Raw genomic sequence first — 11,091 nt, 5'->3', positions numbered from 1 at the left:
GCGTCGGGCAAGATTGCGACCATGTCTGCACTGAACGTGGAACTGTTCGGACCCGTCGACGGTCCGCCGGTTCTGGCCCTGCACGGCCTGACCGGACACGGCAAGCGCTGGGCCGATCTCGCCGATGCCCTGCCCCATGCCCGGATCGTGGCACCGGACCTGTTGGGCCACGGTTTCTCACCGTGGACACCGCCGTGGTCGATCGAGGCACAGACCGCGGCGCTGCGCGAGGTCGCCGACGAGTACATCGACGGACCGATGGTGGTGGTCGCCCATTCCTACGGCGGAGCCCTGGCGCTGCATCTGTCGCAGTCGCTCGGTGAGCGCATCCGGTCGCTGGTGTTGCTCGATCCGGCAATCGGGCTCGATCCGCAGTGGCTCGAGGAGGTGGCCGCAAGCTATATGTCGCACTACGACTACCCCGACGAGGCCGCGGCCCGCGAGGAAAAGCTCGGCGGATCGTGGTCCGAACTCGCACCCGAGATCCTGGACCGGGAGATCGGCGATCACCTGGTCCCGGTCGGCGACCGGGTGAACTGGCGCATCAATCCTGCGATGGTCGTGACCACCTGGGGTGAGCTGAGTCTCCCATGGGTGCTCCCTCCCAGCGGTATACCCGTCGATCTGGTGCAGGCGATGCGCGTGCAGCCGCCCTATGTCACCGACGCATTCCGCTCCGCGCTCGGTGAGCAGCTGGGCGATCTGCTGACAGTGTTCGAAGAAGACTGCGATCACATGGTTCCGTTTGCCAGAGCCGAACTGACGGCCACCCTGGTCGCGAAAGCGCTGGCCCGCAACTGATATGGCGCCGGTGACGGAAGACCAGGTCGAACGGGTCCGCGAAATCGTCGCAGCGATACCGGCAGGCAAGGTGACCACATACGGCGATGTGGCCGCGGCGGCCGGATTGTCGAGCGCCCGGATCGTGGGCTGGATCATGCGCACCGATTCGGCCGACCTGCCGTGGCATCGCGTCATCGCGGCCAGCGGCAGGCCTGCGCCCCATCTACGGACCAGTCAGCTCGAACGCCTTCAGGCCGAAGGCGTCCCGGTCTTCGACGGCCGCGTCGACCTGAAAACCGCCCGCCTAACGCTCCCCTAGCCCGAAGATGTGCCCTTTTGGTGGACCTCACCTGGGCTTTTGCTCGCCAAAAGGCCACATCATCGGGGGCCGGGGGGGCTAGGGGGCTACGGGGACGCGGACCGAGCGCATGCGGCGGACCACCAGGTCGACGACGCGGGGGTCGGCGCCGAGCGGCGCGCTCACACCATCGGCCCCGGCCTCGAACAGACGATCATGAAAAAGACCATGTGCCAACAGATATGACGCGATAAAGACGCGGCGTCCGGTCTTGGCCCGGACGTGGGCGACAACATCGGCGATCGGCGGCTGCGCAGTGGCGATGTAGCCCACCGGTATCCGCTCACCGAGCATCGAACCGAGCAGGTTGGCCTCTCGACGCACCTGGCCCAGCGCATAGGCGTCCGACGATCCCGCGGCGGCGAGCACCACCGAATCCCCACGCTTCCAGCCACATTCGGTCAGTCGCTGGGCCAGCACCCGGGCGAGTTCGGGATCGGGACCCAATGCCCGCGAGACCGAGGTGGCCCGATGACCGCTGGCCACAATGTGTTCGGGAAGATCCTGGCGAACGTGATAGCCCTCCGCAAGGAACGCCGGGACGACCACTGCCGGTCCGTCGACGCCGGACAGCACTTCCGACGGCGACGGTCCGAGGACATCGACAAATGCGACCCGTGTTCGTCCGATCAGCGCCGAGACCTTGTCGGCCAAATCCGCGATCATCGCCACACCATGTTCGGAACGTGTCCCATGGGCAACCAGGATGGGCTGCGCACCAAGATGATTGATCGTCATGCGTTCTCACCCTCCTCGTACTCGAGATCGATCGACAGTCGGTATCCGCGTTTGACCACGGTTTGGATCATGCGCGAGTCGCCCAGGCCGGCCCGCAGCCTGGCCATCGCGGTCTCGACCGCATGCGTGTCCCCACCCCCGCCGGGCAACTGGGCCAGCAGCGCCTGCCGCGACACCACGCGGCCCGGATTCTGCGCCAGCGCCTTGAGCAATGTCAGCCCGGCAGGCGATAGTGGCCGCAACTCACCGTCGACCATCACCGCACGACTGCGAATGCTCATGTCGTGCCCGGCGACCCGCATGGTCGGAACCCGGCGCGGCATTTCTTCGGCGATGTGGCGGGCCAGCGCGCCCAACCGGAATCGACCCGGCCGCGACGTCGGAACCTTCAGTGCGGCAAGCGGTCCCGCCGTGACGGGTCCGACGCACATCACCGCGACATCGGTCCGCAACGCTTCGAGCAGCCCATCGAGACGGCCGGTGTCGTGTGCCCGGCCGAGCATCGAGGCGACCGCGGGCGCACTGGTGAACGAGACGGCATCGATGTCGAAGTTGATGATCTGCGAGATCATCTGGTCCAACTCCGTTGGGTCGTGCGGTGGCAGCCACCGATACACCGGAATCGGCAGCACCAGCGCCCCCGCCTCCCTGAGCACCTCGCAGAAGTCTGGCAACGGCTCCCACTCGGTCGTCGCGCCATGCAGTTGAACACCCACCCGGACTCCGTCGACACCTTCGGCGAGCAGGTGCTCGAGCACCTCGCTCGACGATTCACTCGGGGGCGACCATTCCTCGCGCAGGCCACCGGCCCGGATCGCGCCCTTGGCCTTCGGACCACGGGCCAGGACCCGAGACCGCCCCAATGCCTCGACCAGCGACTCGGCCATCCCCCAGTCCTCCGCGGCCTCCAACCAGCCACGAAACCCGATACCTGTTGTGGCAACGACGATCTCAGGTGGATCGGCGACGACATTCTCCGTCGCCCTCCGCAATTCCGCATCGTCGGCGAGTGGGATGATCTGAATGGCCGGTGCCCGCTCGGTCACCGCGCCACGCCGCTCCAGCAATGCCGCGAACTCATCGGCCCGGCGTGCCGCCGTGATCCCGATGGTGAAGCCGGTCAACGGGCCTGATTCACCCTGCGTGCGACCACCCGAACTCACTACGCCTCCATGTGTCACGCTATCGCGGCCGAACCTGTACCAGGCCGGCTCGTTGCCGTACTTCGTAGACGGGCAACCATACATTCTCATCACTGAGGCAGCGTCCGTCCACCAGGGAAAACACCTGCTTGAGCAGGGGTGATGCGACGGTTGGTTCACCGTCGCGGTCACCGACCAGTCCGCGCGACATGACTGCCGCATTGCCGAACGGGTCGATGTTGCCCACGGCGTAGAGCGTGCCGTCGATCATCCGGAACAGTGCCACTTGCGCACCTCCCGAAAGGAGGACCGCGACCCCGAAACCCGGGACCAGCCGGTCAAAGGGGCAGGCTGCGGTCCAGGTCGCGTTGAGTGCTTCAACGCGGGTGTCATCGACGAGACTCATCGTGCGTTTCCTCCGTTCCCCGGCGCGCTGCACCGGGCTGCGGTGTCCCCAAGAGTACCGGCACCTTGCGTCCGCCACTCTCCGAGAAATCAATGGTGGGATCGGGTTGTTCGGGCGCATTCACAAAGGACACGAAGCGGGCGAGTTTGTCCTCGTCCTCGAGCACACCTGCCCACTCGTCCTTGTATCCGGCGACATGGGCGCTCATCGCCGCCTCCAGCTCGGCGGCGATGCCGAGACTGTCCTCACACACAACATCTTTCAGATGCTCGAGACCACCTTCGAGCGACGCGAGCCACGGCGCGGTTCGTTGCAGCCGGTCGGCGGTACGGATGTAGAACATCAGGTATCGATCGATGTACTTGACGAGCGTCTCGTCGTCGATGCCCGAGGCCAGCAACTGCGCATGCACCGGACTCTGCCCGCCGTTGCCGCCGACATAGAGGTTCCAGCCGTGCTCGGTGGCGATGATGCCGACGTCTTTACCGCGGGCTTCGGCGCACTCCCGGGCACAGCCGGAGACACCGAACTTCAGTTTGTGCGGCGATCGCAGTCCCCGATAACGATTTTCGAGGTCGACGGCCATCCCCACCGAATCCTGCACACCGTATCGGCACCAGCTGGTTCCGACACAACTCTTCACCGTCCGCAGGCTCTTCCCGTACGCGTGCCCGGATTCCATGCCGGCATCGACCAGCCGCTTCCAGATGAGTGGCAGCTGCTCGACCCGGGCGCCGAACAAATCGATCCGCTGCCCGCCGGTGACCTTGGTGTAGAGATCGAAGTCCTTGGCGACCTGGCCGATCACGATCAGCTGATCGGCGGTCACCTCGCCGCCGGGCATCCGCGGGACCACCGAGTAGGTGCCGTTCTTCTGCATGTTCGCCAGGAACCGGTCGTTGGTATCCTGCAGTGCCACTTGCTGATCCGAGAGGATGTGATCACTCGAGGTCGATGCCAGGATCGATGCGACCGTAGGCTTGCAGATCTCACAACCCAGACCGGTTCCGTGCTTGGCGACGAGTTCGCTGAATGTGCGGATGCCGGTCGCCTGCACGATCTCGAAGAGTTCGGCACGGGAATGCGAGAAATGTGCGCACAGCGACTTCGAGATCGCGACGCCCGATTCGGCCAGCAATCGGGTGATCGACGGGACACAGCCACCACAGGTCGTGCCCGCCTTGGTGCAGGCCTTGACCGCTTCGACGTCTTGCGCCCCATGGGCGATCGCACCGCAGATGGTTCCCTTGTCGACACCGTTGCACGAGCAGATCTCGGCGCTGTCCGGCAAGGCGGACAGCCCCACACCTTCGCCGGCGGCCGGAGCGATCAGCGCCGCGGGATCGCCCGGAACCGGACCACCGACCATCGGTTTGAGCAAGGCGTACTGGGTTGCATCACCGACGAGCACACCACCTAGCAGGGTCTTCGCATCATCGCTGACAACAACTTTGGAGTAAGTTCCGGCCACCGGGTCGTTGAAGACGACCTCGAGGCAACCCGGTGTGGCGCCCATCGCGTCACCGAAGCTGGCGACGTCGACCCCGAGCAGCTTGAGCTTTGTCGACAGGTCCGCACCGGCGAACTCCGACCGGCCACCGAGCAGCCGATCTGCGACCACCTCGGCCGTGCTGTAGCCCGGAGCCACGAGCCCGTAGCAGCGACCGTCCACCGCGGCGACCTCACCGATCGCGTAGATGTCCGGATCGTGGGTGCGGCAACTGCTGTCGACGAGGACACCGCCACGCTCCCCGACCGCGAGATCGGCGTCCCTGGCGAGCTGATCGCGCGGCCGCACTCCGGCGGAAAAGACAAGCAGCGCAGCATCATCGATCGTGCTCTCATCGGAGAGCGTGATGGTCAGGGAACCACTCTCGGCCTGTTCGATGGCGGAAGTCCCCACACCCGTGTGCACGGTGACCCCGAGTTCTTCGACCAGGTTCGCCAGCAACGCACCGCCACCGGCATCGACCTGCAACGGCATCAGCCGCGGCGCGAACTCAACGACGTGCGGCTTGAGACCAAGAAGTTTGAGAGCGTTCGCCGCCTCCAGGCCGAGCAGTCCACCACCGACCACAACGGCCGTCGCACCGGCCGGGGCGGCCTCGGCGGCGGCCCGGATCTGATCGAGGTCGGTCAGCGTGCGGTAGACAAAACAGTTCTCCGAGTCCGAACCGGGCACCGGTGGCACAAACGGATACGAACCCGTGGCCAGGACCAACGCATCGAAGACAACGCTCGAATCGTCGTCCAGGACCGCGGTCCGCGCGACCCGATTAATCCGTTTCACCGACCGGCCCAGGAGCAGGGACACCAGCGGGTCACCCGGGTAGGTGTTCCCGTCCAGGGCCAACGCCTGCCGGTCCCACTTGTTCACATAGGACGACAATCCCACCCGATCGTAAGCCGCGGTCGGTTCTTCACACACGACCACGACCCGCCACTGATCTGTGACGTCGCGCTGACGCAGTTCTTGCACAAAACGATGGCCGACCATCCCATGACCAACCACCACAACGGTTTTAGCGGACACCTGGGCCCTCCCTCTCAAGTCTTCTGTCTCTGTCATGCGTCTGCCGTCTTGAGCCATTCACACAAGCCCTCGACAACGGATTCGCAACTGCCACAACCTGTTGTCGCCCGGGTGGCATCGGCCATCGCACCCCTACTCCGGGCACCTTTTCGCCAGGCGTCGGTCAGGTTCTTCTTCGACACGGTGTTGCACCGGCAGATGATCGCGTCGCCGGGCATCTGCGCCGGGCTCGCCGATTCGGTGGCGCCTGCGGTGAGGTGACCGAGCAGCAGCCGCATCCGGTCGCTCGGCACCGGGGCCCCCGAATCGAACAGCTGCGAGATGGTTCCGACCACCTCCGGGTTGCCAAGGAGAACTGCCCCGGCCACACGGTCCTTGCGCACGACCACCTTGGCGTATCGACCCCGATGGGGATCGGACAGTGTCAACACCTCCGCTTCGAGGTCGTTCGGGTCGGTGTCGACCTCACCCATGGACGCCAAATCGATGTCGTGGGCCTTGAGGCGCAGGATCTGCTGTGTGCCCTCATACCCGACCGCGGTGTCGCCGATCAGGTTCTGGGCCACGGTCTCTGCCATCTCCCAGCCCGGCTGCACCAGTCCGTAGACGATGTCGCGGTGCTGGGCGCATTCGCCGATCGCGTACACCGACCGGTCGTTGGTGCGGAGTTCGTCATCGACCACGATCCCGCGATCCACCGACAGCCCGGCATCGGCGGCGACGTCGACGTTGGGGGCGATACCGGCGGTCACGATGACCAGGTCGGCGCCCAGGGTGGAGCCGTCGGTCAGGACCACTTCGCGGCCGGTCTGCGGATCGTCACGGATGGCGCTGACCCGTCCACCGAGCACCACGTCCATCCCGATCTCACGCAGGATCCGGGTCAGAACCGCCCCACCCGCGCTGTCGAGCTGCTTTTCCATCGGATGCGAGCGCGGGTGCACAACCGTCACGGAGGCACCCTGCAGGAGTGCACCGCGGGCGGCCTCGAGGCCGAGTAGACCGCCTCCGACCACCACCACCCGAATGTTGTTGCCGGAGAATGATTCACCGAGCGCGGAGACGATCGCTTCACAGTCTCGCAGGTTGCGGAAGGTGACCACTCCGGGCAGCGTTTTGCCTTCGTCGTCGAGCGCACCGGAGATCGGGGGGATGAATGCGCGGCTACCGGTGGCGAATACGAGCTTGTCGTAGTGGTGGACGGTTCCGTCGCTGCAATGCACCCTCTGATCAGCACGGTCGACCCGTTCGACGCGCACACCGACGTGGGTCTGCAGATTCCGTTCGCTGTACCAGTTCGCGGCACGAATCATGGTGTCGGTGGAGCTGATCCGGCCGGCCACCACATTCGACATCAGGATCCGGTTGTACGCCGCGGTCGGCTCCTCGCCGATGACGACACTGGTGACATGCTCGCCACCGGGGTCGCGCCGGTGCAGTTCCTCCTGCAGGCGCGCACCGGCCATGCCGTTGCCGATGATCAACACACGCTTGGTCATGTGGACTCCGTCGGTTCCATCCGCACGGCGCAGATCTTGAATTCGGGCATCCGACTGGTGGGATCGAGGGCGGGGTTGGTCAGCAGATTGGCGCGTCCGTCGCCGGCATAGTGGAACGGCAGGAACACGGTGTCGGGCCGCAGCGAGTCGATGCACCGGGCCGCGGCAACCACGGAACCTCGGCGCGATGTCAGCCGCACCTGGTCCCCGTGCGCAATCCCCAGCCGCTCGGCGGTGTCCGAGTTGACCTCGACGAACATCGGACCGGCGGCATCGGCCAGCGCCTTCACATGGCGGGTCTGGGCTCCCGACTGGTAGTGGGCCAGAACCCGCCCGGTGGTGCAGATCAGCGGGTAGTCCGAACTCACCGGCTCGGTGGGGCCGTGATGGTCGACGGCCACGAACTTGGCCCGCCCATCGTCGGTGGCGAAGCGCTCCAGGAACATCCGCGGGGTCCCGGGGTGACCGAGTTCCGGGCAGGGCCAGTGGATCGCCTCATCGTTGTCGAGCCGCTCGTAGGTGACGCCCGTGTAGTCGGCCGGACCACCGGCGGAGGCCCGGCGCAGCTCGTCGAAGACCTCGCGTGCATCGGTTTTGAACCGTTCGGCGGGCTGGCCGAGGCGGATTGCCAACTCCGACAGCACTTCCAGTTCGCTACGCGGACCGTCGGGAACCGGGATCGCCCGGCGCCTGCGCAGCACCCGTCCTTCGAGGGAGGTCATCGTTCCCTCTTCTTCTGCCCACTGCAGCACGGGTAGAACAACATCGGCCATCGCCGCTGTCTCCGACATCAGGAAGTCGTTGACCACCAGCATGTCCAGCGACTGCAACCGTTCGACGACGTGGCCTGCCCGCGGCGCCGACACCGCCAGGTTGGCACCGTGAACCATCAGCATCTTCGGACCGTCGGGCCCACCCAGCGATTCGAGCAGCTCGTACGCACTGCGGCCGGGGCCGGGCAGGTCGTCGGGATCGATCCCCCACACTGCGGCGACGTGCGCGCGCGCTGCCGGGTCGGCGATCTTCCGATAGCCAGGAAGCTGGTCGGCCTTCTGGCCGTGCTCGCGACCACCCTGACCGTTTCCTTGACCCGTGATGCAGCCATAGCCACTGCCACGGCGCCCACACAGCCCGAGGACCAGGGACAACCCGATCACCGCACTGACGGTGTCGGTGCCGGTCGAATGCTGTTCGGCACCACGGGCGGTGAGCACGTACGCGCCGGTGCCGCGGTCGCGGGAGCTGGCCAGCAGCGCGACCGTACGCCGCATCGCGCTCACCGGAACGCCGCTGGTCCGCTCGGCGCGTTCGGGCCACCACTGTCCGGCAATTCGCCAGAACTCGTCGAATCCGCTGGTGCGGTCTGCGATGTAGTCCAGATCGGCGTACCCCTCAGTCACCGCGATATGAACCATGCCCAAGACCAGTGGGAGGTCTGTACCGGGTGAGAGCTGCAGGTGCACACCACCATCGGCCACCGCCCGTTCCACCGTCGCCGTCCGACGCGGGTCGGCGACAACCAGGCCGCCTGCGCGGGCGGCCGTCATGAGGTGGCTGACCATCGGGGGCATCGTCTCGGCCACGTTGCCGCCGAGCATCACGATGCACTGCGCAGAACCGATGTCGGCCAACGGGAACGGCAGTCCCCGATCGAGTCCGAACGACTTGATCCCGGCAGCGGCCGCCGAACTCATGCAGAACCGGCCGTTGTAGTCGATGTTCGAGGTCTGCAATGCCACCCGCGCGAACTTGCCGAGTTGGTATGCCTTTTCGTTCGTCAGACTGCCGCCACCGAAGATCCCAACCGCATCGGCACCGTGCTCACGCCGGGTCCGGGCAAAACCCTTGGCGACGATGTCCAGCGCGTTGTCCCACGTTGTCGGCATCAGCTCCCCGTCGACCCGGACGAGTGGCTCGGTGAGCCGGTTCGGGTTGCGCAGGACTTCGGCAGCGGTCCAGCCCTTTTGGCACAGCCCGCCCTTGTTGGTCGGAAACTGCCGCGGGGCGATCTCGGCGTCGGAGGCGTCGGTACCGGTGATGGCCATCGCGCACTGCAGTCCGCAGTACGGGCAATGGGTCCGGGTTCCGACCGACCCGTCGGCGTTGCGGCGCAGCGGAATCGTCTGTGTGCTCACGGCTGCGCCACCGGCGCAACCGGCGCCGGTCCGGCCTGCGGTGCAGGCTCGGAAGAGGCGGCCACAGAGTCGGATTCGTCGACAACCGATCCGACGGCGACAGCTCCCGGGATCTCGATCGAACGCCGTACATAGAACCAATAAGTCATGATGCCTGCGATGATGTAGAACGCCAGGAAGATCACAAAGGCCTGCGTCGCGGACTGGTTGGACTTGTAACTGTCCCGCAAGACCAGGTTGATGGCCACACCACCGAGACCACCGAAGGCACCGGCGATACCGATCAGCGCACCCGACATCGACCGCGACCAGTTTGCCTTGCCCACCTCGTTGAGTCCGGTGTTGATCTTGGATTTGTGCTCCCAGATCGCCGGAATGATCTTGTAGACAGAACCATTCGCGATACCCGAGATGATGAACAGCAGCACGAATCCGATCACGAACGCCGTCAGGGTTCCACCGGTGATCTTCTTGTCGTTGGCGTCCGACAGCGCACTCGCGGCGACCAGGATCGACGCCGCGCCAACCATCGCGGCGAAGCAGTACATCGTGATCTTGCCGCCACCGATCTTGTCGGCGAGCTTTCCACCGTACGGCCTGCTGATCGAACCCAACAGCGGACCGATCCAGGCGATTTGGGCTGCGGCGAGCGCCGGCTTGGCAGCACCAGAGGAGGTGAACGAGATGTTGAGTACCTGACTGAAGGCGAATCCGAAGCCGATGAACGAGCCGAACGTGCCGACGTACAGGATCGAGATGATCCAGGTGTCACGGTATTTCAGGGTTTCCAGCATCGCCTTGCCGCTGGAGGTCTGGTGGTCGAGGTTGTCCATGTAGATCGCGGCACCGATACCGGCCAGCGCCAGCAGCACCAGGTAGATCGCACAGACGATCTCGGGTTGATCAGCGGCGAGCCAGATCACCAACAGGCCGACGAGCTGGATGGCAGGCACACCGATGTTGCCGCCGCCCGCGTTGAGTCCGAGGGCCCAGCCCTTGAGTCGTTGCGGGTAGAAGGCGTTGATGTTGGTCATGGAGGACGCGAAGTTACCGCCACCGAAACCGGTGAGTGCGGCCACGAAGAGGAACCAGCCGAATCCGAACTCACCGGGGTTCATCATCAACATCAATGTGAGGCCGGTGGGGATCATCAGGACGAACGCCGAGAAGATCGCCCAGTTACGACCGCCGAAGATGGCGGTTGCCTGGGTGTACGGAATGCGCAGGCACGAACCGACAAACGTGGCGGTGGCGCCGATGACGAACTTCTGGTCGAGGGAGATGCCGTATTCGGGGCCCATCAGCAGGGCGAGGGCGGAGAACATCGACCAGATCGAGAAGCCGACGTGTTCACAGATGATGGACCAGACAAGGTTCCGTTTGGCGATGGCGGCGTTGCCTTTGTCCCACGCCTGCACGTCCTCTGGATCCCAGTCGGTGATGTAGTGCTTTCGCTTGGTGGCCTTGGCAGTCACGTCGAGCCCCTCCTCGTATGTC

9 protein-coding genes are annotated in these 11,091 nt (G+C 65.4%); 2 read left to right on the top strand and 7 right to left on the bottom strand.

From position 1 onward, the window contains the following. Positions 1 to 21: 21 nt before the first annotated feature. A complete protein-coding gene (locus AC1TPF_RS09810; RefSeq protein WP_482143652.1) occupies positions 22 to 801 on the top strand; it encodes an alpha/beta hydrolase in 780 nt (259 codons plus the stop codon). A gap of 1 nt (position 802) precedes the next feature. Continuing rightward, the gene (locus AC1TPF_RS09805; protein ID WP_482143651.1) at positions 803 to 1,102 is read left to right on the top strand and encodes an MGMT family protein; all 300 of its coding nucleotides are present in this window, start codon (positions 803 to 805) and stop codon (positions 1,100 to 1,102) included. 78 nt (positions 1,103 to 1,180) lie between these two features. On the opposite strand, the gene AC1TPF_RS09800 is transcribed toward AC1TPF_RS09805, so the two are convergent. Genes AC1TPF_RS09800 through AC1TPF_RS09770 form a run of 7 tightly spaced genes read right to left on the bottom strand, consistent with a single transcriptional unit; the run spans position 1,181 to position 11,069 of the window. Next, the gene (locus tag AC1TPF_RS09800; protein ID WP_482143649.1) at positions 1,181 to 1,879 is read right to left on the bottom strand and encodes a sirohydrochlorin chelatase; all 699 of its coding nucleotides are present in this window, start codon (positions 1,877 to 1,879) and stop codon (positions 1,181 to 1,183) included. Continuing rightward, on the bottom strand, positions 1,876 to 3,042 hold the full coding sequence (locus AC1TPF_RS09795) for a uroporphyrinogen-III synthase (RefSeq protein WP_482143648.1): 1,167 nt from the start codon (positions 3,040 to 3,042) through the stop codon (positions 1,876 to 1,878). The genes AC1TPF_RS09800 and AC1TPF_RS09795 overlap by 4 nt, the downstream gene beginning before the upstream one ends. A 19-nt stretch (positions 3,043 to 3,061) precedes the next feature. After that, on the bottom strand, positions 3,062 to 3,427 hold the full coding sequence (gene nirD / locus AC1TPF_RS09790; RefSeq protein ID WP_482135326.1) for a nitrite reductase small subunit NirD: 366 nt from the start codon (positions 3,425 to 3,427) through the stop codon (positions 3,062 to 3,064). Then, a complete protein-coding gene (gene nirB / locus AC1TPF_RS09785) occupies positions 3,411 to 5,996 on the bottom strand; it encodes a nitrite reductase large subunit NirB (RefSeq protein WP_482143646.1) in 2,586 nt (861 codons plus the stop codon). The genes nirD and nirB overlap by 17 nt, the downstream gene beginning before the upstream one ends. Then, the gene (locus AC1TPF_RS09780) at positions 5,993 to 7,459 is read right to left on the bottom strand and encodes an FAD-dependent oxidoreductase (RefSeq protein WP_482143644.1); all 1,467 of its coding nucleotides are present in this window, start codon (positions 7,457 to 7,459) and stop codon (positions 5,993 to 5,995) included. The genes nirB and AC1TPF_RS09780 overlap by 4 nt, the downstream gene beginning before the upstream one ends. Continuing rightward, a complete protein-coding gene (locus AC1TPF_RS09775) occupies positions 7,456 to 9,594 on the bottom strand; it encodes a molybdopterin oxidoreductase family protein (protein WP_482135329.1) in 2,139 nt (712 codons plus the stop codon). The genes AC1TPF_RS09780 and AC1TPF_RS09775 overlap by 4 nt, the downstream gene beginning before the upstream one ends. Next, positions 9,591 to 11,069, bottom strand: coding sequence for a nitrate/nitrite transporter (locus tag AC1TPF_RS09770; protein ID WP_482143642.1), 1,479 nt, complete (start codon positions 11,067 to 11,069; stop codon positions 9,591 to 9,593). The genes AC1TPF_RS09775 and AC1TPF_RS09770 overlap by 4 nt, the downstream gene beginning before the upstream one ends. Positions 11,070 to 11,091: the final 22 nt, after the last annotated feature.

It is taken from the genome of Williamsia sp. Y853 (assembly GCF_056786495.1).
The sequence above is the reverse complement of the archived record's forward strand: the minus strand, read 5'-3'. Positions and strand labels throughout refer to the sequence as shown.

Bases quoted from the DNA above. Each gene is read 5' to 3' on its own strand.
- AC1TPF_RS09810 (WP_482143652.1), top strand. From the start codon at position 22: ATGTCTGCACTGAACGTGGAACTGTTCGGACCCGTCGACGGTCCGCCG.
- AC1TPF_RS09805 (WP_482143651.1), top strand. From the start codon at position 803: ATGGCGCCGGTGACGGAAGACCAGGTCGAACGGGTCCGCGAAATCGTC.
- AC1TPF_RS09800 (WP_482143649.1), bottom strand. From the start codon at position 1,879: ATGACGATCAATCATCTTGGTGCGCAGCCCATCCTGGTTGCCCATGGG.
- nirD (WP_482135326.1), bottom strand. From the start codon at position 3,427: ATGAGTCTCGTCGATGACACCCGCGTTGAAGCACTCAACGCGACCTGG.
- nirB (WP_482143646.1), bottom strand. From the start codon at position 5,996: ATGACAGAGACAGAAGACTTGAGAGGGAGGGCCCAGGTGTCCGCTAAA.
- AC1TPF_RS09780 (WP_482143644.1), bottom strand. From the start codon at position 7,459: ATGACCAAGCGTGTGTTGATCATCGGCAACGGCATGGCCGGTGCGCGC.